The following is a 22,753-nucleotide window of genomic DNA, read 5'->3' as shown; positions in this document are numbered from 1 at the left end:
CAAATTATAGATTATTTTTACAGAAAAGACAATTATTGAATAATATGTGAAGGAGTTCTTACGTTGGAACTCCTTTTTTGATAGTTCTAATAGAGCGATTAACCTAAAAAGGTTATAATGTACAAAGATTAAAGGAAACATGGAGGAAGAACATGAATAACACAGAAATCGTCTCAAAACTTTGGGGCTTAGCAAATGTATTACGTGATGATGGGATTACATATCAGCAATATGTAACTGAACTAACATATATCTTATTTTTAAAAATGATGAAAGAGCAAGAAATGGAAGAGGTTATCCCAGAAGGTTACCGTTGGGATGATTTACTTTCGAAAGAAGGAATTGAATTAAAAGAGTTTTATCAAGAGTTACTATTAGAGCTTGGAAAAAGTGAAGTTAAAAATGAACGTTTACGTCAAATTTACAGCGGTGCATCAACAAGTATTGATGAGCCAAAAAACCTCGAGAAATTGCTGAAATCAATTAATGAGTTAGATTGGTACAACGCAAAAGAAGAAGGTTTAGGCGATTTATACGAGGGCTTACTTGAAAAAAATGCGAGTGAGAAAAAATCAGGTGCAGGACAATACTTCACACCACGTGTATTAATTGATGTAATGGTAAAACTGATTGATCCTAAAGTAGGTGAGCGATGCAATGACCCAGCAGCTGGTACATTTGGTTTCATGATCGCAGCAGACCGTTACTTAAAAGAAAAAACTGATGATTATTTTGATCTTTCACCAGAAGAGGCTGAGTTCCAAAAGAAAGAGGCTTTCACAGGAATGGAACTTGTAAAAGATACCCACCGTTTAGCCTTAATGAACGCATTACTTCATGATATGGAAGGGCGTTTAGAGCAAGGAGATACTTTATCTACAAATGGTAAATGGATGAAGAACTTTAACGTCGTATTAACAAATCCACCATTCGGTACAAAAAAAGGTGGAGAACGTGCTACACGTGATGACTTAACATTTGAAACATCTAATAAGCAGTTAAACTTCTTACAGCTTATTTATAATTCGCTTGTAACAGATGGTACAGGACGTGCAGCTGTTGTATTACCTGATAACGTATTATTTGAAGATGGTGTAGGTGCTAAAATTCGTCAAGACTTGATGAACAAATGTAATCTTCACACAATTCTTCGATTACCAACAGGGATTTTTTATGCGCAAGGTGTAAAAACAAATGTCCTATTCTTCGAACGTGGAACAAAAGATGAAGGCAATACAAAAGAAGTTTGGGTATATGATTTACGTACAAATATGCCAACATTCGGTAAACGTACACCTTTAACAGAAAAGCATTTTGATGGTTTCATCGAAGCTTATATGTCTGAAGAACGTACAAAAGTGCAAGATGAAAGATGGAATCTATTTACACGTGAAGCGATTGCAGCTAAAGGTGATAACTTAGATATTGGTTTAATTGCAGATGAATCGTTATCAGCTTATGACAACTTACCAGACCCAATTGAATCAGCAGAAGAAGCTATTGATAAGTTGCAACAAGCGATGAATTTATTAAATGAAGTCGTAACTGAACTGAAAGCGATAGAGGTGAAAGGTCGTGAGTAAGAAGAAAAAGACTTTAGATGAATTATTGGAAGAAACTTTAGTAACAGAGGATGAACAACCTTATGCTCTTCCTGAGGGCTGGGTTTGGGTAGAGCTAAATACTTTGGCAGAATCTATTCAATATGGTTATACCGAAAGTGCATCATTAGAAAAAATAGGACCAAAATTTGTAAGGATTACAGACATTCAAGATAATCAAGTTGATTGGAGCAAAGTTCCCTATTGTGCTATTAAAGAAAATGAATTTGCAAAATATAGGTTGGATAAAAATGACATTTTAGTAGCTAGGACAGGAGCAACGACAGGGAAAAGTTATAGGATAGAAGAAGTGGAAAATGCTGTTTTTGCTTCATATTTAATTCGGATTAGGTTGAATAAATTGGCTAATGCATCTTTTATAGAAAATTATATGAAAACCCACGTGTATTGGAATCAGATTATGCTTTCTAAAAAAGGTATTGCACAGCCAGGTGCAAATTCCAAAATATTAGGTGCATTAAAAGTTCCGCTACCAAGTAAAAATGAGCAAGAAAAAATAGCAAATAAAATTTCAATTTTATTTGATAAAATTGATGAAGCTAAACAACTGATTGATGAAGCGAAAGAAACTTTTGGACTTAGACGTGCAGGGGTTTTAGAAGCAGCATTAAAAGGTGAATTGACAACTTCATTTAGAAAAAATGAAGTTGTAGAAGATGCACATATTCTATATAAAAAATTGAAATCAGAAGCTACTTTTAAAGCGAAAATTAATCCTGACATTCTTGAGTCTGATATTAGACATTCTATACCTTCTACATGGAAATGGGTTAAGTTAGGTGATGTTTTAAAAATAACTTCTGGTGGTACACCAAAAAAGGCATTTAAAGAATATTATGTAGATGGTAAAGTACCATGGATAAAAACAGGTGAAATTAAATGGAATAGAATTTCAGAAGCAGAAGAACATATCACTCAATTAGGTGTAGAAAAAAGTTCAGCTAAATGGTTGCCCAAAAAATCGGTATTAGTGGCGATGTATGGACAAGGTTTAACCAGAGGTCGAGCAGCTATTTTAGATATTGAAGCAACATGTAATCAAGCTGTTTGTGCATTATTACCTTCTCCTTATATAACACCTGAATACTTATATTACTATTTTATGGAGGGGTATAATAGATTTAGGAGTATTGCTAAGGGTGGAAATCAAGAGAATTTAAGTGCTACTATGATTAGTGAATTTCTATTACCGTTACCTCCTTTAAAAGAACAATTGAAAATTGTAGAATTATTAGATGAATTCTTTAATAAGGAAATTCAAGTTAAAGAATTATTGAATATAAATGTCGATGAAATCAAGTCTGCTGTTCTCTCAAAAGCCTTCAAAGGTGAACTAGGTACAAACGATCCAACAGATGAACCAGCAATTGAATTATTAAAATCTATTCTTCAAGAAAAGTTATAGTTGTTGTTTATATAACGGATACACAGGTGGTATTTTTCGATATATTGGTGTTTTGGGTATTAAGAATGATTGAACCTGATACACGTATGGAAAGTGGATTTTGAAAACGAAATGATAAGTATTGATTAAAATATCAAATAGAGTTATTGTATTGATTAAAGATACTTTCGGTCTTAGAACGTAATTTGACCGAACCCCTAGTACGAATTGAATACGTCTCAAACGCTTGGTATGCCTAGTATAAGTAGTGAAAACTATAGTGGTAAGCTAAGCCGTCGGTCGGGGGTTCGAATCCCTCCTGGGACGTCGAAGAGTTCAGATATGTAAAGTTTGGACGAAATTTAAAATGCTTCAAATCCTTGATATATAAGGGTTTGGGGCGTTTTTTATTTTATGGGGGTTTACGATAGAAAACGTTAGAAAAAGGTGTGATTAATACACCTGTTTACACAAATTATACACACGATTTTTACACGCTATATAAACTAATACCCCTATATTGTAGCACGCCTGTTGAATAACCACGAAATGGAAGAAAAAGGATCGTCTTTTCTTCAGAATCGTTATTACCATCCAAACGAATCCGAAAGAGGACGATCTTATGAGAAATTCTATCACGATTACATCTATCTTCAATCCATGCTGACTCCTGAAGAAGTTCAAAGGGGTGTGAAGTTAATAGGTTATGAAGACAAAGCCCGCAAGTTTACGGTGTACCATTTACTCCAATACTGGTGCATGGCTGCGTTGGAACAATGGGGTAGCTATCGATCCATTGGGTTCCATATCACGGAGAGCGTGCAGCTATTAAACTTCATGTCGCTTTACGAGCAGAAAATGGGCAACCCCTTCAGGGGGTCGAAATAGATCAATAAGGCTTGATGGCAGACACCTCTTGTTTTATGAATTGAGTTACTCAACAGGCGTGGCAGAATCTAAAAGTATCTATAATCATAAAATATTTTTGCCATTTTTAGATAAGGATTGAGAAGACCATTTCAGCTAACTGCGGCTTTAGTTTAATAACAATCTTCCATAAAAGAGCGCGATTCTATAATAAGGATCAGTTCGCTTTCATTAAAGTGCCATATTATATCTTGTAATTTAAGTGAAACTGCCTAAAAAGTATGTTAATATCAGATTTAACAGACAGACAAACTAGTATTTATAGAGGCGAAATTATGAAAAAATATAGAATATATCAAGTAGACTCATTTACAAAAAATAGATTTCATGGTAACCCTGCTGGGGTTGTTCCAAATGCAAATGGACTTACAGATGAGCAGATGCAGAGAATTGCAAGAGAATTAAATAATTCGGAAACTGCATTTATTTTTGAAACAGATTCTTCAAATTATGATGTTGAAGTAAGATTTTTTACTCCAACAACAGAGGTTCCAATTTGTGGTCATGCAACAGTAGCAGCGCATTATATTTATGCAATTGAGAGAAAATCTGAAACTGGAAGAATTATTCAAAAAACAAAAGCAGGTATATTGCCTGTTGATGTTATAAAGTATGAAGATGACTATTCTATTGTAATGACACAGGGAGAACCTTCTGTATCAGAGCCTTTAAATGATGAAATAAGAAGTCAGATTGCAAATGCGTTAGGTATTTCTTGTAAAGATATTTGCATGGAATATCCAGTTGCAATATCTTCAACAGGTCATTCTAAGGTAATGATTCCGATTTACTCCAATGAAATACTACATAGTTTAAAACCTGATTTGCAGAAGCTTACAGAAATCAGCAAGCATATTGGATGTAATGGATATTATGTTTTTACATTAAATCCACAAGAGGATATATCGGTTCACGGAAGAATGTTTGCTCCTGCAATTGGAATAGCTGAAGACCCGGTGACAGGAAATGCAAACGGACCGCTTGGAGCCTATTTGGTACACTATAACATTTTGCAAAATGAGAATGAGCAGTCTTTTGATTTTGATATTTTACAAGGTGAGGCAATCAAAAGAGAGGGAACAATGCATGTTCATGTGAAAAAGGAACAGGGAAAACCCGTATTAGTTCAAATTACGGGGAAAGCGGTTATTGCTTTTTCAACGGAGATCATACTTTAAAAAAGTCTAACAAATTTATCAATAAGCTTAATGACGGATTGTCAAGCCAAGTACAAACCAATAACACCAATGTCCCAGCAAGTACTCCTGGGACGTATAGCAAAAAGCTTCCTACATGTAGGAAGCTTTTTTGTGTTCCAGCAGGATGATAGCGACCTACCTTTTTATACCGTCGCCTTCTCTTTATGAGCAAAGAACTGCGGCAGATGCTCTTTGTGTGCTTCCAGCAATTCATCCAGTACGGTTTGAGCAATGTCCCCGCTTGGTACGAGCGGATTCAGGGTGAAGGCTTGCAGTGCTGTTGCATAGTCACCAGTGACCGCCGCTTCAATCGTCAGCTCTTCCATTGCCTTCATTACTTGCAGCAAGCCCCGCTGTGCAGGTGGGAATTTGCCAAAGTTGACAGGTTCGGCACCATGGGCGCGAATAACACTGGTCACCTCGATGGCGCTGTCATAAGGAACATCATCAATCGCACCATTGTTACGTGTACTAACCACCATCAATGTGCCTTTGTTGTTATAAATGGAATTAATGATCTCACAGGCTGCATCGCTGTAATGCGCACCACCGCGTTTGGATAATTCCTCTGGTTTGTAATCCAGATTCGGATCTTTATACAGTTCGAACAGACTTTCTTCCAGACGTTTGACCACTTGGCCCCGAGTTCCTTCGTTTTTGGCTTCCTCTAATTCTTCCTTGAGCATGTTATCCGTCATATAGTAATACCGATGGTAAGGACAAGGCAGCATTTTCAATTGACGAACTTGATCATACAGGAAGCGCATGTTCTTAATATTTTCAACGACTTTCTCTGGCTTTGCACCCGGAGCGTATAGTCCTTCAATAACTTGCTCTGTTAATTCGGCCCCTGTTTTGTCATAAATCTTGTGCCAATGAAGGTGGTTAATCCCTGCAAATTTAAAGAACAGCTCTTCTTCCGGTTTGTCCAGCACAGCCGATGCACTCTTGATCGCGCCGATTGGAACATTACATAATCCGATGACTTTATCCCACTGACCATAACGAAGCACGGCTTCGGTGACCATACCTGCAGGGTTGGTAAAATTAATTAACCATGCATTCGGACACAGTTCTTTCATATCTTCGACGATACTGAGGATAACGGGTATGGTGCGAAACGCCTTGAACATTCCTCCGGCACCATTGGTCTCCTGACCGATCATGCCATGTTTTAACGGAATACTTTCATCCTTAATCCGGGCTTCCAGCAAGCCTACCCGAAATTGGGTCGTTACAAAATCGGCGTCCTTCAACGCTTCCCGACGATCCAGCGTCAAATGTACCTCACAATCAATGCCTGCGGCCTTCACCATCCGTTTGGCCATAGCACCTACGATCTCCAGTTTTTCACGTCCTGCCTCAATATCTACCAGCCACAATTCCCGAATGGGAAGCTCTGCATAACGTTTGATGAAGCCTTCTACTAGTTCTGGTGTATAGCTGGAGCCTCCGCCAATGGTTGCAATCTTTATGCCTTTTTTCATAGTTAGTGCCTCCTAAGTATGTTTTGTAAACCGCTTTCTTAAGCACAAATTCACTGTAATCCCTGTAATGCATTACAGGTCAAGCGCTTTTAAAAAACTTATTTTGGGAAGGTGACAATTATAGGGCGGACACTACGAACATGCTAAACACGAACATGCTAAAATAGAAAGAACGAGGTGAGAAAAATGGCGAATATTCATGAAATTGCAAAGCTGGCGGGGGTATCCTCGGCTACGGTGTCCCGTGTCATTAACAACCATCCGTACGTGAGTGAACCCACAAGGCAGCGTGTGCAGGAGGTCATAGATCGGCTGGATTATGTTCCTAATTTAAATGCGGTATCTTTAAAAAAGGGCATGACCAAGCTCATAGGGATTATTTCACTTTCTTTTAATGATTCATTGGGTTTATTTGTGCGTGGATTTACAATGTATGCCCAGGAGCATGGCTTTAATATAGCGCTATTTATTACGAATGGGGAGAAGGGGCGAGAACTTGAAGCGCTGGAAATGTTGCGGAGAAAGCAACTGGACGCTTTGGTCTGTATGATTCGCGTCAATGAGTGGAGTGTGATTGAGCATTATACAAAATATGGCCCGATTGTGACCTGGCAGCGTGTAAACATTGAGGCAATCCCGTCTGTATTTATGGATCAGTATCAGGGCTATACGCTGGCATTGGAACATTTGTACGCCCGAGGATATCGGAAAATTGTGAATGTGTACGGCAGCATGCGGGGGTTGAATACAAAAGAACGCATTCGAGCTTATCATGACTTTTGCGAAAAATATGATTTGGACGCTGAGGCCTTCCCGCATTTTTATGATTTAAATTCAATAGCAGCTGGTGAACAAATAGCTCATTGGTGGGCAGAACGAGCACAAACTGACAGGCCGGACGCCTTTGCCTGTTCTACCGATTATTTGGCAGCAGGTCTTTTGACTGAAGCGCGTAGGCTAGGTGTTTCTGTACCGAGTGATTTTGCAGTAGTAGGCTTTGACAACACCGAAATCTCGCATTTGCTTGATTTAACTACGATTCATTACCCGATAGACAAGCAAGCTGAGAACGCGTTCATTATGATTCGAAATGCCCTCGAAGGGCTGGATGAAATGATACATCATCTGGAATTCAAATTAGTAGAGCGAGCGACCACCTGATTCCAAAAGGGACCTCATCTTAGTGGTTATTAATTTCCATATTAAAGTTTATATAGTAGGAATAATGGAAGAAAAATGTTGACACATGTTAAAACTTGGTGAATAATTTGAGGTGAAAGTATAAAATTTGGATTTTTTGTATGAAGGGTGGTTATGACTTGGGACATACACCTACGATTTTGACGAAGTTAGAGGATTATTTAGGGGAAAACCATTTGACGCTGGCACAATTTGCCGAACATTCAGGTGTTCATCAAAGAACACTTAATAATTGGATTGCCAAGCATCGTCCTGTTGCTATACATCAGCTTGATCGAATCACTTGGGCTATGGGACTACCAGAAGGTTTTTTTTACGAACTATACATAGATAACTACATCATTGAGCGTTCCCCGGATTGGAGGCGAATTGAGCCGTTGTTGTTTCGCTGTGCGGAACTGGATAAGTTGGATGCTATCCAGCTTGTAGTGGGACATATTATGGACAACCTTCTATATTCCCCAAAGTTATTTGATGCAGCAGAAAAATTATTCGCACAAGGTCAGCACAATGCTGCATTGTTGCTCTACGAAGGGATTGCAGAAGGCGAGAAGTACCAGCATTCTGAACGTTTGGCTATCTGTCAGTATCGTCTGTTTACCATTCAGGTGGGTAACAATCAGATCCGAAATCTCAAGGCGGCTACACGATTTGAACCCTTTGTCGAACGTCTGAATGAAATAGATCAACTTGATGCGTTAAAAGATTTGGCGAATGTGTATCGTTCTCTACGTGAATGGGACAAGCTCGATGCAACTGCTCGAAAAATGAGAGCCAAAGCGGAGATCCAATATTCTTTGAAGCATCAACAGAAAAATCGAGAGTGGGAGGAGTCTGAAAAGAGGCTGAGTCGCCCGATGTTTGTGTACATTACCTATGCTGATTTACTGTGTGCGAGTGTCTGTGAAGCCCAAGGCGATTATCAGCAAGCATTACAATTTACAAATGCATACGCAGATTTAGATTGGGTGATCGAGACAGACCAGAAAACTCAACACTGGGTCAACTTGTTCAAGCATTGGGCAGAAGGTAATACTTATGTAAATAAACTCCTATCTGGAGATACGAATGTGCTTCCTCATTATGTTGAATATATTGCATCCACATCAATCACTACCGAGAATGAAAAGCTATCCAAGTTGCTGAACGTTATGATAGCTGCTAACCGATATGCAATAGATATCAATGATGTCCTTTCACGTTTTGAAGTGGAGATTAATTCTTTTGCTCTGCTATCACAATCCACTGATATGTACACTCAACAAGTGATGCCGGATTATTTTGCATGGTTTGGTTACGAACTGGCTTATTACTATTTAAGACGGGGAATGTTCAATGATGGCTTTAAACACTTAATATATGCATTGGTAAAAGCCCACATACTAAATAATGAGACTTATTTTATAAACTGTACGGGACTTTTTGCACATTTCCAAGCACATGCGCTTCCCGAAACAAGGGAAGAGTATTTCAAACTATTAGAAAAGGTGTGGTTAGACAATGTTGAAAAAAATGATTCTGCTGGTCATCGCAGCTAGCTTCTTGTTTATTTTAGCAATGCCTGTTCAGTCACATAACCAAAATCAAAGAATAACGCCTCAAGTACAAATTGGAGGTGCTTAAAACGGTTAGGTTGTATGTTCTAATATTCATTGAATCTTTTTATGGAAAGAGCCTCGGTCCCACTTTATTAGTGGAGACGGAGGCTTTTTTACGTGGATTTTGAGGCTTCGCTGTTTATGCAAACTTTTGGAATGTTCTTTTTTTGTTAGGCGCATCATTTGAAAATCCAAAAAACGTCTTTTTGTTATAAAATATGACATATAGGAGGGATCATGCTGATGAATCAAAGTGTGACTTTACTTTGTGTCGAAAGAGCTAGGAAGAAACTGTACCAGGTCCAGAAAAAGTATGGATTTTTAACACATCCCAAAGTAATAGAACAATCTAAAAAGCTGGATGATCTGTTGAATCAATATCAAACGTGTAGATCGGATCATTGAGAAATGAGAGCATATTTTTCTTTAATTCCTTGACCGCACCTCTAACCTGCTCTGTCTGTGTCACGGCTGAAATCACCGCTACACCATCTGCACCTGCACGTGCGACTTCCTCAACACGGTCCACTGTAATACCTCCGATCCCAACAATCGGCACATCAATTCCCGCTTTACGCATCTCATATAAAATTGCCGGTCCCTGTACGGCATGGGCATCATCTTTCGAGATGGTGGGATAGATGGGCCCAACGCCGAGATAATCAGCACCTTGCAGGATGGCTCGACGTGCTTCCTCAATGGTATGGGCGGAGACGCCTAAAATTCGATTTCCGATACGCTCGCGGACGGAATCGGCGGATTCATCGTCCTGACCGATGTGAACACCGTCGGCGTCGAGTTCAAGAGCCAACTCCACATCGTCATTGATGATGAAGGGGACACCAGCGTGACGGCACAGTTCCTGTAGCTGGCGCGCAAGTTCGAACATAGGAACGCCCGTTAACGCGCCGAGACCCTTTTCCCGGAACTGAACCATAGTTGCCCCGCCAGCCAGAGCCTCCTGCACGACCCAGCCTGGTTCCGCGAGGCAATTCACGCTTCCAAGCACTAGGTATATCTGTAGATGGCGGCGCACCACCTCTGACAATATTCTACCGCTCATAAAAGCATCTCCTGACGACGTCGGTAGGCCCAATGATTGGTTGGGCCGTGTCCCTGTCCCAGAGACAACGTATCCTCAATCGCCGCCTGGATGAAGGCTTTACCATTCGAGATAGCCTCCGGTACAGACATCCCTTTCCCTAATTCCGCGGTAATCGCTGCCGAGAAAGTGCACCCTGTTCCGTGTGTATGGACAGTCCGTACTCGCTTGCCGCTCAGCTCTATAAAGGCGGTTCCGTCAAAAAGCAGGTCAACAATCTGTCCGCTGATCTCGCTCTCGTCAGCGTGGCCACCCTTAATCACAACGAATTTTGGTCCCATACTGCTAATATGTCTCGCAGCCTCGCGGCGATCCTCCATCGTATGGATACTGATCCCTGTCAGGGCTTCCGCCTCCGGGATATTCGGTGTAACGACCAGGGCCAAGGGGAGCAGGTCGTCCTTCAAAGCCTGCACCGCTTCCAGCTGCAGCAGTTCAGCGCCTCCCTTGGCAATCATCACGGGATCGACGACGACCTTTTTCCAGCCGAACTTTCGGATCTGCTCGCTCACAAGACGGATGATGCCGGCATTAAACAGCATGCCAGTCTTCAGGGCATCCACTCCAAGGTCTAATCCTACGGCTTCGATCTGTTCCGCTGTTGCTTCCTCTGGTAGCGGATATACGCCGTGGACCCCTAAGGTATTCTGTACGGTAATGGCCGTAATAGCCGACATGCCGTACACGCCAAGTTCTTGAAAGGTTTTGAGATCAGCTTGAATTCCGGCCCCGCCGCCACTGTCCGAACCAGCAATCGTCAGCGCTCTGGGTACACGAACGTCTGTCATCGCGCACCACCTGCTGCTGTTGTTCCGGCTTCATGGATCGAGACATGCCCTTCTAGTGAACCTGTGTGCAGTTTGGCCAGCTCGTCGAGAAAGGCAATCTGGAAGCTGCCGGGCCCCAGCTCTGCGGTACGTGTTGCGGCTCGAGAAGCTGCTGCACCGTAAAATGCCAAACCTGCTGTACCTGCGAGCAGCAGGTTGGGTTCAACAGCTGCAAAGGCACCTAACACAGAGGTCAGCAGACAGCCTGCTCCGGTTACCTTCGTGAGGAGCGCGTCTCCGCCGCTAATCATTCGTGCTTCGGCCCCATCGGTGATGACGTCCTCTTTTCCAGTAATGACAACCATTGTATTGAGCGTTCGAGCAGCCCGAATTGCCAGATCGACATAGTCGCTGTCAGCACTGTCACCGGCATCTACGCCTTTAATCTCACGCGCTTCTCCAACAAGATGTGCGACTTCGGCTGCATTGCCCCGCACCAATGAGATTTCGACTTCACTCAGGATTCGCAGTGCCGATTCAGTTCTAAAGCTCGTTGCTCCCGCACCGACCGGATCTAGCAGCACCGGAACACCGTGTGCATTCGCCGATTGTCCAGCAATGATCATGGCATCCACCAGTTCGCGGTTCAGTGTACCGATGTTTAACACGACGGCGCCTGCTATTTTTGCCATATCTGCTACTTCCTCAGGTGCATAGGCCATCACCGGGGAGGCGCCCAATGCATACAGGCCGTTGGCTGTAAAGTTGGTGACTACCACATTGGTCATATTGTGAACGAGGGGTTTGCTGTTTTGTACCTTCGTCAGGAGATCCGAATAACTTTTTTCCCATGTACTCATAATGATTATCCTCTCTATAGTTGGTGGTTCAACAGGGCATTAACCGTACTTCACGCATCGAATCGCCAGGCTGACTATTCCAAGATCGCTGCCTGCATTTGGACCGGCCATTCTTCCTGTTTATAAGCCATATCCCAGAACTTATATTCCAGCTGGCAGCTCAGTATAAAATGCTCAATCATCCGCTCCCGCTCAGCAGCCGTTGCGTCTTCCGCCCAAGCATCTACACGTTCTCGGAACTTGAGTGTTGTATCATCAAGCTGGTCTCCATAGAAGCCAATCCATTCATAGAACGGATGAGACTCATCCGGCTTTACTTCATCCAGCAGCCTGCGACCAATCTCAGCATACGTCCACATACATGGCAGCAGCACAGCCAAGATCTCGCCCAGGCTACCCTCATGCGCAACCGTCAGCATGTGACGGATATAGTGATGAGCCGACGGAGCGAGCGGATATCCCTGCAACTCTTCATAGGTCACCCCTGCGACAGCACAGAAATTTTGATGCGGATGAACCTCGCTGTGGAGAATAAAAGAGATTTGTTCATTAAATACAGCCATATCCTCCCGATTGGTGCATTTGGAGATTGCGATGCCGTATATCCGCATGTAGGCGTTCAAATATTCAAAGTCCTGTTTTACATAGTGAATCAGCTGTCCCCTTGTCAAACTTCCTTCAGCAATACCTCTCACAAAGGGGTGCTCAAAAATCGCTTGAAAAATGCCGTCCGCCTGCCGACGGAGTTCTTGTGTAAAACTCAATTTCCCCACCTCCATCAAATTGAAGAGCAAGAAGTCCTGTAAGAATATAATTCCGGAACAACGCTAAAAAGCCGCCCCGGAAAAATGGGAGCGGCTTCAACAATAGGCCCAATACGCAAAAAAACGTTTGAAACCTTATATACGAAGGCTCCACTTTCCTACGCTAGTACGAACTAGATCAGGTTCAAAGGGTCCAAGATACGTTCTTGTCTCAGCCATAGCGGCTCCCCTAGTGGACTTCTATTCTTTTGACTATTACTGTACATACGTTCATACGCTATGTCAAACATAGTGTGCAAAATATGAAATTTCCTCTAGTTAGGTGTTTTGGGCTTAGTGAGGGTGATGAATTACATTTTCCACAGCTTTGACCTTGGCATATTCCGGTTTCCACATTGCATCTCGTACAGCTTGTTCCACATCTGAAATGTGCGCCTGAGCTACCTGATCCTGTATCGCGGCTTTTGCAACCGCAATCGCAACAGCGTACGAAACTTCGCGTAATTTTCGGATATGAGGGAGTAGTGCACCGCCAGGCGTATTCGAATCTACACCATTGGCAACAGCAACTGCTGCCGCTGTAAACATCGCAGGGGTAATCCTTTTGGCTTTAACCACAATCGCACCCAGACCCAGTCCCGGAAAAACAAAGGCATTGTTCGCCTGTCCAATCTCAAATTTCGTACCGTTATAGGTGACGGGCTCAAAAGGACTTCCGGTTGCAATCAGTGCTTTGCCATCGGTCCACCGGATCAAATCCTCGGGTACTGCTTCTGCAAGGTTTGTAGGATTGGACATGGGCATAATGATCGGGCGTTCTACATGTTTCGCCATCTCCTTGATGATCTCTTCAGAAAAGGCACCTGCTACACCGGAAGTTCCAATCAATATCGTAGGCTTCACCTGACGGATGACCTCCAGCAGTGGTATTTTGCCGTCACCCGACCGGGTCCATGAACTGACTTCATCCTTATTGCGCACATACGGTTTCTGATACTCCAATACGTCTTCCATATCTTCCATTAACAGCCCGCGATAATCAAAGGCCCAAAAGGACTTGAAGGAATGTTCTGCGGAAAGGCCGTCCTCGATCATAGCACCCCGAATTTGATCAGCATTACCGATTCCTGCTGCCCCTGGGCCGAAAACAAGTATTTTTTGTTCAAGCAGCGGAGTCTTGGTGACACCCACCGCCGAAAGAATCGCAGCCAAGGTCACCGCTCCTGTACCTTGTATATCATCGTTGAAGGTGAGTATACTTTGACCGTATTTTCCTATAATATGGCGTGCATTTACGCTACCCACGTCTTCCCAATGTAAAAGCGCCTTTGGGAATTGCGCTAACGTTTTGCTGATAAAAGTATCAATAAACTGGTTATAGGCTTCTCCGCGAACCCGTTTATGGCGGTTTCCGATGTACAGTGGATCATTCAGCAGCTTTTCATTATTTGTACCTACATCCAGTACAATTGGCAGCACCCGCCCGGGATGAATACCTGCCGCAGCCGTATACACTGCAAGCTTGCCGATAGCAATGTTAATCCCCCCAACGCCCCAGTCACCAATCCCTAAAATACTTTCGGAATCTGTCACGACGATCAGATCCACATCATGGCCGCTCAAACCAGAATTATGGAATGCTTGTCCAATACCGTTCGGGTTATCTATCGACAAATATATGCCTCCAGGGCGGTTGTACTCGTGACTATATTCTTGAATCGCGGTTCCTACAGTCGGCGTGTAGACTACGGGCAGCATTTCACTCAAATGATCGGTTAGCAGCCGGTAGTAGAGTACGACATTTCGGTTGTGAAGGTCGTTGAGAGAAGCATTTTTTCGCAGCATGGTGGGTTGTGCTAGAAACTGCTGATATGCCCGTACGCTCTGTTTCTCCAATGAAAGGACGGTTGGAGGAAGGATTCCTTCCAAACCCAGCTCCTTGCGTTCTTCTTCTGTAAAAGCGACACCTTTGTTCAAAAGGGGATTTGCCAACACATCCTTTCCCCGTAATGGAGTAGATAATGACCCATCGCGATTGACATAAAATGCTTCCATAGAAAGACCTTCCTTCTCTTCATTTTCATAACTATTCATAACGAAAGATGACATGTTGTCCATAGTATGGACGTGCAAATATGTTTTATTCTTGCATTTATCTATGACAAAATAACCATATTTGTTTCTTTCTAATGATATAAAAGAACTAACTTTCTATATAGATTCCCTAACCATTCCTGATGATTTTGGTTCTAATGAATCAGGTCTAAATGCTCTGTTTTTATCAAATATGAAAATTAGTTTTTCTTCTCTTATCTCCATATATATCATGGAGTGTCAGTTATTTTGTTAAGGAAATATGAAGTATTTGGACATTAATTTAACTCCTATAAGCAAACATTCTTAATTCTTTTTCAACAAAATAGAACTATTCGGAGGAAAAGGAGAGGTTTGTGTGCAGGGACCTATAGCCATTTTTAGCGATAACGACAGGGCTATTGATTATCCCAATGTGATTTGTTTTTACCAATATATACAGTGCGAGGACACGGAGGCAGCTTCAGTCTACGAGAACGCATGTTGTTGCCTGATTGATTATAGGGAGCCGGGGCAGGCAGTGCGGAAAGCCAATCAGATCCGTAGCCAATTTCCGCAAATGCCACTGTTACTGGTGACGGATGTAACATTTCCGTTCAGTGATCAGCATATGGTGCAAATCATCGGAGTAGGTCGTTTGCGGCTACTATTTTGGCAAGCCAATGACAACGAAGAAATGCTTTCGGAAATACAAAGCTTGCTCTATCCCGAGTATTCGACCAAAAGCCAACATATTGCATTTATCTTGTCTGTATATAACGAAGAGCAACGTTTTGTTCATGTCAAAACCTTTGCTGAACGATTGCAGGTCTTTATCCGCAGCCATATTATTGAAGGTTCGATTTATCTCATTGATGATGGCAGCTACGATGGTACGAATGCCTTGATTAAAGCGCTGGAGGCAGCCACGGACTTGTCCGTAAACCGGATTAATCAGAATCTTAGCCCGCTGCTTCAAACAAGGGAATTGGGACGCAATACACGTAAGGCAGGGACGTATCTGGAAGGGATGCGGACCATTGGTGCGGATTACTACGTATTTGTGGACGCAGATGACTCCTTTTTTATTGAGGATATTGCCAGAATGATTAATGTTGTTCAGCAGGGCTATTATGATGTCGTGATCGGAACCAAGGATATGACCGCTGAGAATCGATCTTTATTGCGATCTGTCGTCAGCTTTGGTAAGCGAGTCATTTCCCGTCCTTTTTTACCCACAGGTGTGGTGGATTCCCAGACTGGGCTTAAAGTGATGAGTTCGGTTGCAGTGAAGCGAATGTTTCCGCATTTAAAGGAACAGCTCGGACTGGCGTTGGATTTGGAAATGATGTTTATTGCCAAGCGACTCCAGCTTCGTGTGCTGCAATTACCCGTCAAATGTATTGACCGGGATGGCTCGCACATCCATGTCTGGAAGGATTCTATTCGTTTTTTGCGCTCCATCATTGATATTTGGCGACTGGATCGGCGGGTGAGATAACAACGTGAACAACCGATTGCGATCGTTGATGTTTCCTCTCTTTAATGTGCTGCTTAACGGATTTAATTTTTTCTTCCACATTGCAGCGAGTTGGTATCTTACCGGACAAGCTTATGGCCAGGCGAATGCGCTGCTGGCGCTTTTTGCGCTTTTATCCGTTTTGGGTTTATCCATCCAGCTATTAACTGCCAAACTGGTCTCTAAGGGAGACCAAAAGCTTGCGCTACGAAGCTTACCGCTCGGTTCTCTATTACTCAAAGCACCTTTGGTGCTAACCGTGCTTGCCATGATCATTTTACTCATCTTTCATCCGTTACTGCGTTCGTTATTAGGCGTCGAATCCGACCCGCTGTTCATGCTGTATGGCTTGATCGGACTGCATATTCTTGTGAGTTCGTGCCGCGGAGATTTACAGGGCAGGGAACGCATGTTGGCGCTCAATGTGAACTATTACATTGAGGTACTAGGGAAGCTGAGCCTGTTTTTTGTCCTGGCTGCACTGGGGTTAAAGCTGGAAGCCCTACTGTTAGCGAGCTGTGGGGGAATGTTACTGTCGCTGCTCCACGGCTGGATCGTTTCTGCTCGTGGCTTGTCCTTATTCACATACGGTAGAGAACATATCCCTTCTGGGCTATGGAAATCATTGAGTCAGGATTTCACCGATAGCCTTATGACGAATTTATTTATTTTGTTTTGTATCTCCATCGACATGTTGTATGTACAGCATTACTTTCCCGAGCAGGCCAGCAGCTATGCCATTGCACTGAAGTACAGCCAATTGGTCTATTACGTTTCGTATAGCCTCATTGCTGCCTTTATTCCAAAGATCGGTGCACAGGGGCATGACCGCCAAGCTTTGGGCAAGTTGATTGCCGTCTATGCCGGATTAATGGCTGTAGCTGCAATCTGTGTATATGTGGGCACGACCTTTGTGTTCCCATCCTCTATTCCCATATTATTCGGAGCCTCTTACCAATCGGCCGAGGCCTATATTCCATGGGGGGGCTGGGTGTACTGGCTATTTTCCATCGTGCTGTTTTTTGTACATGTGCACGTATTGGTGGGCAGACGCAAATTTATGTTCAGTCTGATGGCAGGAGCCGCGGCCTTATTAGTAGCCTTTCATATAGCCCACACAGACCCGGTAGATTTTTTGCTATCTGAGTTCATTGTTTACGGAGCTATGGCTCTCTACTTTGTAATAGACGCCTATGTGCATTTGTTCAAAATAAAGATAAAGGGGGATTTACCCCATGAATACCATACATGAACAGGACGGTAAAACCGTAGTTCTATTGCTTTCCTGGCGTGACATTCGTTCACCTAAAAGCGGGGGAGCAGAAATTTTCACCCACGAAATGCTTAAACGTTCACAGCAAGGCCGCTTCCAGTTCATTCATTTTTCACCTCAATTTGAGGGGATGCCTGAGCATGAAGTTATTGACGGTATTACGTATATTCGAAAAGGGAACATATACAGTGTTATTTATTATGCGATGCGCTATTACCGTCGTCATCGAAGGAAGATCGACTATGTGATTAACCAGGCGAATACGCATCAATTCTTTACCCGATTTTGGGTGGAGGCATCCAAGCGGATTTTTTTCATACATCAGCTAACAAGGGAGATATGGTTTGAGAACGCCAAATTCCCGCTAAATGTTATTGGGTTTCATATGGAGCCCTTGATGCTTAAGCTGGCTCGTAAGGATCGGACGCTTACGGTATCTCCGTCTACTCGATACGATCTACTTAAGCTGGGCTTTCACCCGGATCGTGTCCATCTTTTACCGGAAGGCATTGAGTTTGATCATTGGCCGCGCGAACAATTTTTAACGAAGGAGCCTAATCCGACCTTCATGTATGCTGGGCGCTTCGTCAAATATAAAGGCATTGATCTGGTTGTTGAGGCCTTTGGGCAGCTCAAGGAAAAGTTCCCTCAGGCTATGTTATGGATTGCCGGAAAAACCGATAAAACCTATGTGGCAGAACAATTGTTGCCGATTATGAAACGATATGGATTAACATACGGAGAACCGGATGAACAGGGGCAATCGCAAGCCGATATTACCTTTTACGGATTTGTTTCAGCAGAGCATAAGCTGGAGCTGATGAGTCGTGCCCACGCGCTGGTGTTTCCTTCCTTGCGTGAAGGCTGGGGATTGACGATTACCGAAGCCGCAGCCGTTGGAACGCCCAGCATTGTCAGCAATTCACCGGGGCTGGTGGATGCAACGGATTTCGGAAAAAGCGGGTATCTATGCTTTCACGGCGACATCCGGGGATTATCTGAACAAATGGAAAGAGCAGCGAAGGGCGGCGAAGATTACATGGCCATCCGTGAGCGGGCGTATCAATATGCGTTAAGATTCCATTTTGATCATACGGCTGCTACGTTTGAGCAGTTGATGGAAGATTGGGTAGAGGAGGCAGAACAGAGTGGACAAAGTGGTCATACTCTTCTCCACGTACAACAATGAGCGGACGATAGAGCCTTGTTTGCGAAGCTGTATGGGGCAAAATTACAAGGATCTGCATATTGTAATTGCTGATGATGGCTCCAATGACCGGACCGTCGAGACGATTCGTATGCTGTCGGCAGGGAGTTCAGTACCCGTAACGGTACTGGAGCTTCCCCATGGGGAGCGGGGAGTCGCCAGGGTCAGGGCGGTTGAGGAAGCAAAACACTTGGGGGCCGAATACATATTTGTATTGGATTCCGATATGATTTTAGCCGAACATCTGATTCAGCAGAGCATCGACTTTTTTGACGATCATCAGGATATTGGCGCCTTGGTCATTCCGGAGGAGGCGTATTCGGAAGCGGACAATTTTTTTTCCAAAGTGAAAGTTTTTGAGCGAAATGTGATTAATAACGCGGGTGAGACCTTGGGAAAACGCTCCATTGAAGCGGCACGCTTCTGGCGAATGAGCGCTTATGAATCGACGGGCGGATTTAATGCGGAGCAGATTGCTTTTGAAGAAATACAGCCAACCTTGCGTTATATAGAGTCTGGCGGAGTTATTCGCCGGGCGGTATTTACACGGGTATACCATGATGAAAAACAGGTGTATCTGCACGATGTATTACGTAAAAAAGCTTACTACTTTTCGGTGATGGATCGTACGATGTCATCTGAAGAGGGCGGATTGCGAAAGGCGCTGGAACGTTGGTACTTCTTCCGTCCGGTGCTGTATACATGGGGGAATTTGAAAAACTATATCCGTCACCCCTTGCTGACGATGGGGATGTTGTGGATGTATGTATGCCTGACTGTGATTGGGGTAGCCGCCGTGTTAAAGGGCGGCACCCGTCACTCAGGCGATCTCGCTAAGGCGGATAAGGCGTAACGATGAATGGCCAAGGGTCAGCGTATCCAGCGTGTACAGGTCGGGATCGGAAGATTCCGACTCCTCATACGGTATATATAATGAATGCGTGGTTAACTGAATACCTTCCCCGTCAGGATGACGTAGTGAGCAGCCGACAGGATACAGCTCAGCGAGTGCGATGTGTACAGCGGTTACGATATCTTGTTCATTCAGTAGCACATAGGGTCGGTACGGAGCGTTCAAAATGCTGTCTATAAATGCTGACAGGTCGGAAGCTACGTTCTGTTCTGCATGCAGGCTATTTCGGTTGAGTTTGGCCTGATCAAGCGCCTCATACAGTATTTTCTTTAGCGTATCATCATCCAACTCCAGCGGTTTCGTACAAAAACGGAACACACCGACTTGATTAATTGCCGATAAAATGGACTGCGTATGCAGGTGACCAGACAAAATGATTCGTACGATATGTGGATAATCCTTCTTAATCATGCGAAGGAAGGTAATCCCATCCAGACCAGGCATGAGCAGATCGGAAACGACCACATCAATCGGGTGCTGTTCCAGCACTTGTAAGGCTTCTTTGGGCGTGTGAGCGGTATGTAAGTTAAATGCTTCTTGCGTCAAGGTCCGTTCGAGCAGGGACAGAACCATAGGGCTGTCGTCAACAAATAGAATGTTTTGGGGTGTCATAAGAACTGCGCAACTCCAATCAGGAAGTAAGAAATGAGGAACTACATGTATAATATCAGCGTTTTGGCATTTTTGAAAGATGTCAATACAGAACGGGCGTTGCGTCTTTTTTGTGAACGATTTGATTCGGCTGAACATGCCCTCTGGGAAAAAGGTATGCGTCTCCTTCATCAGTATCATGCTGCACGGCATACAGGGGTGACCCTGGCTGTCTCCAGCGCACTTCAGCATATGGACGATCGTCATGATATTTACGTTGTTGATCTGCGAGAATACGGCGAGGAAGAGCTGGATCGCTTATATATCGCAAAAACATGCGAGTTGATCCTACTGACGGACGGGGCAACGGAAACCGCTGCGAGGTTTGCTGCCCTCCAGCGTCGCACTCCCCGGTTGCTGTGCGCACGGCTACCGCTGGTCAGCTACGAGCTGGAATGCCTGATGCAGGCTATTTTGAGCCGTCTTGAACAAAATGGAGGGGACAGGGAAGCATGAAACAATGGGCTTTGTTGAAACCAGGTTGGCAAAAGCTGATCCTGTACCTGATCGTCCTGGGTGTGACAGTGTTTCTGGCCGCTGTGCTTCAATGGTTTGTCGTGCGACAATTCAGTGTTCACTTGGCGGAGATTCAGAACGAACAGCTCCAGTATGAGGTACAGGAACTTTCTAGCAGCATAACCGAGCGTTATGCCGCATGGCAGGCTGAACTGAAGGAGCTGTCGTCCAGTCTGGGCAGAGATATGCTGAATCAGGGAACACGCCAGTATCCTGAGGGTTTTAAGCGTGAAAGCGGGGCCTTTTATGTGCTGGATGAGCAGTATCATGTGATGGTCGGACGAGACAATCGTGAGATGAAAAGTGTAGTCCAGCAGATTAAATGGCTGCAAAATGGTTGTGCAGTAAGCTCTTTTGTGACAGAGGATCATCAGCCTGCCCAGTATATAGCATGCAGGATTCAAGGGGCACAGATGAGCGGTTTTATGGTGCGCACGGTTGACGCTGATATGCTCAGCGGGATTATTAAAAGTAAACCGATTAACCAGCATGAGACTTTATTTTATAACGGTCAATTTAAGGTCGTAGCTTCCCGAAGTACTTCGGATATTAACCGAACGGACATCACGGGCGTAACCCGTAGGCTGCTGGAAGGCAATACAGGTATCATCGAAGATGGCGGAGAGAAACACGGAATAGGATTCAGCCGCCTTGGGGAAGAGGCCCTTTACATATCGGTTAAGGATGCCAGTGAGGATACAGCTCAGCGAATCAGCTCCTTTCGTAAACAGTTATGGATGGTCATGGTTTTGATATTGTTCATTCTGTGGGCCATGCTCGTACAGTTCCGCAAACGGATTGTAAAGGATGCCATCGTGAACAATCAGGTGCGTGACCAACGGCGAGATGAAGATATGCGACAGCAGCAGGACACCTATTATTTGCCGTTAATGCAGACGATTGAGCAGCAGCTACAAGAGCTGCAAGAGCAGACTAGCCGTCTCACAGGCGGTGATGATTTGAAGCTACTGGGATTTTATCATGATCTAGCAAACCGCTTTGAAGCGGCTTCGAGTCAGGGAAAAGGAGCCTCTCATGAGGAACTGGAGTATTTTCGTGAGTTGAATGAAAATTTCATCCAGGGTCGTCTCAGACAGGAATCCTCACTGGGAGAGTTACTGACAGGAGTTCGTAGCTTGCGCGATGAGCTGGAAGAGAAGATGCATGATAATAGTGGAATTAGCTTTACAGATATGAATGAAGTATTGTCTGAGTCGCTGAAATGGGCGAACCGTTCATTGAACATGAAGAACATTCAAGTGATCTTGCGGCAAGAGCCTGTTCCATCAATTGCAGCACAAGCACCCATGCTGTACAAAACGATACAGGGGCTGCTGGAAAATGCAGTGCAGGCCATGGGCCAAGGTGGGGAGCAGCCTGAGAATCAGGAAAAGGGCCGAACAGGTCTGCGGTCCAAGCGGCAATCTCAAGTGCTTAAGGTTAGTTCACGGCTGGAAGAAGGAGAAATTATTATTAACATTGAAGACACGGGCGGCGGGATTGATGATAAAATGCGTTGGAGCTATTTCCAGCCAGACTATTCCCAAAACTCGCAGGAGCATGCGTTCAGCCTGTATCATATGGATGCATACCTGAAGACCATAGGCGGTCGTTTAAAGCTGCGTAATACCGATCAGGGCTTGCAGGCAATCGTTCGTTTGAGAAGATAGGCCGAAGATAACGACAGATAT

Annotated in this window: 20 protein-coding genes and 1 riboswitch; of the genes, 13 read left to right on the top strand and 7 right to left on the bottom strand. The window is 43.9% G+C overall.

Annotation, left to right across the window (positions count from 1 at the left end; genetic code table 11):
* Nucleotides 1-152: 152 nt before the first annotated feature.
* The 4 genes from NLX74_RS14690 to NLX74_RS14675 all read left to right on the top strand — a co-directional run bounded on the left by NLX74_RS14690 (nt 153) and on the right by NLX74_RS14675 (nt 5,111).
* The gene (locus NLX74_RS14690) at nt 153-1,583 is read left to right on the top strand and encodes a class I SAM-dependent DNA methyltransferase (RefSeq protein ID WP_254329158.1); all 1,431 of its coding nucleotides are present in this window, start codon (nt 153-155) and stop codon (nt 1,581-1,583) included.
* Nucleotides 1,576-3,027 (top strand): restriction endonuclease subunit S, encoded by a 1,452-nt coding sequence (locus tag NLX74_RS14685; RefSeq protein ID WP_254329157.1) that lies wholly within the window; start codon nt 1,576-1,578, stop codon nt 3,025-3,027. Before NLX74_RS14690 ends, NLX74_RS14685 begins: the two co-directional genes overlap by 8 nt.
* 528 nt (nt 3,028-3,555) lie before the next feature.
* The gene (locus tag NLX74_RS14680; protein ID WP_254329156.1) at nt 3,556-3,894 is read left to right on the top strand and encodes a hypothetical protein; all 339 of its coding nucleotides are present in this window, start codon (nt 3,556-3,558) and stop codon (nt 3,892-3,894) included.
* Between the two features lie 314 nt (nt 3,895-4,208).
* Nucleotides 4,209-5,111, top strand: coding sequence for a PhzF family isomerase (locus NLX74_RS14675; RefSeq protein ID WP_254329155.1), 903 nt, complete (start codon nt 4,209-4,211; stop codon nt 5,109-5,111).
* Between the two features lie 164 nt (nt 5,112-5,275).
* Here the strand turns inward: NLX74_RS14675 and NLX74_RS14670 are convergent, their stop codons facing one another.
* Nucleotides 5,276-6,619 (bottom strand): 6-phospho-beta-glucosidase, encoded by a 1,344-nt coding sequence (locus NLX74_RS14670; protein ID WP_254329154.1) that lies wholly within the window; start codon nt 6,617-6,619, stop codon nt 5,276-5,278.
* A gap of 186 nt (nt 6,620-6,805) precedes the next feature.
* On the opposite strand from NLX74_RS14670, the gene NLX74_RS14665 reads away from it, so the two are divergent.
* The 3 genes from NLX74_RS14665 to NLX74_RS14655 all read left to right on the top strand — a co-directional run bounded on the left by NLX74_RS14665 (nt 6,806) and on the right by NLX74_RS14655 (nt 9,822).
* Nucleotides 6,806-7,780 carry a LacI family DNA-binding transcriptional regulator gene (locus NLX74_RS14665; RefSeq protein WP_254329153.1) on the top strand — a complete coding sequence of 325 codons (975 nt, stop codon included), beginning with the start codon at nt 6,806-6,808 and terminating at the stop codon, nt 7,778-7,780.
* 140 nt (nt 7,781-7,920) lie between these two features.
* Nucleotides 7,921-9,357 (top strand): transcriptional regulator, encoded by a 1,437-nt coding sequence (locus NLX74_RS14660; RefSeq protein WP_483311653.1) that lies wholly within the window; start codon nt 7,921-7,923, stop codon nt 9,355-9,357.
* 297 nt (nt 9,358-9,654) lie between these two features.
* Nucleotides 9,655-9,822, top strand: a complete 168-nt coding sequence (locus NLX74_RS14655) for an aspartyl-phosphate phosphatase Spo0E family protein (RefSeq protein WP_080682975.1) — start codon at nt 9,655-9,657, stop codon at nt 9,820-9,822.
* Here NLX74_RS14655 and thiE read toward each other — a convergent pair.
* From thiE to NLX74_RS14630, 5 genes are all read right to left on the bottom strand, one after another.
* Nucleotides 9,767-10,480 carry a thiamine phosphate synthase gene (gene thiE, locus NLX74_RS14650; protein ID WP_254329151.1) on the bottom strand — a complete coding sequence of 238 codons (714 nt, stop codon included), beginning with the start codon at nt 10,478-10,480 and terminating at the stop codon, nt 9,767-9,769. The genes NLX74_RS14655 and thiE overlap by 56 nt on opposite strands.
* The gene (thiD, locus tag NLX74_RS14645) at nt 10,477-11,307 is read right to left on the bottom strand and encodes a bifunctional hydroxymethylpyrimidine kinase/phosphomethylpyrimidine kinase (protein WP_061828849.1); all 831 of its coding nucleotides are present in this window, start codon (nt 11,305-11,307) and stop codon (nt 10,477-10,479) included. The genes thiE and thiD overlap by 4 nt, the downstream gene beginning before the upstream one ends.
* On the bottom strand, nt 11,304-12,146 hold the full coding sequence (gene thiM, locus NLX74_RS14640; RefSeq protein WP_254329150.1) for a hydroxyethylthiazole kinase: 843 nt from the start codon (nt 12,144-12,146) through the stop codon (nt 11,304-11,306). The genes thiD and thiM overlap by 4 nt, the downstream gene beginning before the upstream one ends.
* Nucleotides 12,147-12,220: 74 nt before the next feature.
* Complete coding sequence (gene tenA / locus NLX74_RS14635; protein WP_254329149.1) at nt 12,221-12,910, bottom strand: thiaminase II; 690 nt, start codon at nt 12,908-12,910, stop codon at nt 12,221-12,223.
* 138 nt (nt 12,911-13,048) lie between these two features.
* A riboswitch (TPP riboswitch) is annotated at nt 13,049-13,151 on the bottom strand.
* Between the two features lie 92 nt (nt 13,152-13,243).
* Nucleotides 13,244-14,965, bottom strand: coding sequence for an NAD-dependent malic enzyme (locus tag NLX74_RS14630; RefSeq protein ID WP_254329148.1), 1,722 nt, complete (start codon nt 14,963-14,965; stop codon nt 13,244-13,246).
* Between the two features lie 397 nt (nt 14,966-15,362).
* On the opposite strand from NLX74_RS14630, the gene NLX74_RS14625 reads away from it, so the two are divergent.
* The 4 genes from NLX74_RS14625 to NLX74_RS14610 are packed head-to-tail and all read left to right on the top strand — an operon-like array spanning nt 15,363 to nt 19,835.
* Nucleotides 15,363-16,484 (top strand): glycosyltransferase, encoded by a 1,122-nt coding sequence (locus tag NLX74_RS14625; protein ID WP_061828845.1) that lies wholly within the window; start codon nt 15,363-15,365, stop codon nt 16,482-16,484.
* A gap of 4 nt (nt 16,485-16,488) precedes the next feature.
* Nucleotides 16,489-17,754: a polysaccharide biosynthesis protein gene (locus NLX74_RS14620; RefSeq protein ID WP_069290233.1), complete on the top strand. Its 1,266-nt coding sequence runs from the start codon at nt 16,489-16,491 to the stop codon at nt 17,752-17,754.
* On the top strand, nt 17,738-18,964 hold the full coding sequence (locus NLX74_RS14615) for a glycosyltransferase family 4 protein (protein WP_069290232.1): 1,227 nt from the start codon (nt 17,738-17,740) through the stop codon (nt 18,962-18,964). Before NLX74_RS14620 ends, NLX74_RS14615 begins: the two co-directional genes overlap by 17 nt.
* The gene (locus NLX74_RS14610; protein ID WP_069290231.1) at nt 18,924-19,835 is read left to right on the top strand and encodes a glycosyltransferase family 2 protein; all 912 of its coding nucleotides are present in this window, start codon (nt 18,924-18,926) and stop codon (nt 19,833-19,835) included. Before NLX74_RS14615 ends, NLX74_RS14610 begins: the two co-directional genes overlap by 41 nt.
* Here the strand turns inward: NLX74_RS14610 and NLX74_RS14605 are convergent.
* The gene (locus tag NLX74_RS14605; RefSeq protein WP_254329147.1) at nt 19,803-20,507 is read right to left on the bottom strand and encodes a response regulator; all 705 of its coding nucleotides are present in this window, start codon (nt 20,505-20,507) and stop codon (nt 19,803-19,805) included. The genes NLX74_RS14610 and NLX74_RS14605 overlap by 33 nt on opposite strands.
* 45 nt (nt 20,508-20,552) lie before the next feature.
* Here NLX74_RS14605 and NLX74_RS14600 point away from each other — a divergent pair, with 45 nt between their 5' ends.
* Nucleotides 20,553-21,002 carry a hypothetical protein gene (locus NLX74_RS14600; protein WP_023990008.1) on the top strand — a complete coding sequence of 150 codons (450 nt, stop codon included), beginning with the start codon at nt 20,553-20,555 and terminating at the stop codon, nt 21,000-21,002.
* Nucleotides 20,999-22,732, top strand: a complete 1,734-nt coding sequence (locus NLX74_RS14595) for an ATP-binding protein (protein ID WP_254329146.1) — start codon at nt 20,999-21,001, stop codon at nt 22,730-22,732. Before NLX74_RS14600 ends, NLX74_RS14595 begins: the two co-directional genes overlap by 4 nt.
* Nucleotides 22,733-22,753: the final 21 nt, after the last annotated feature.

It is taken from the genome of Paenibacillus sp. MZ03-122A (assembly GCF_024213325.1).
GTDB classification, from domain to species: Bacteria; Bacillota; Bacilli; order Paenibacillales; family Paenibacillaceae; genus Paenibacillus; species Paenibacillus polymyxa_B.
The sequence above is the reverse complement of the archived record's forward strand: the minus strand, read 5'-3'. Positions and strand labels throughout refer to the sequence as shown.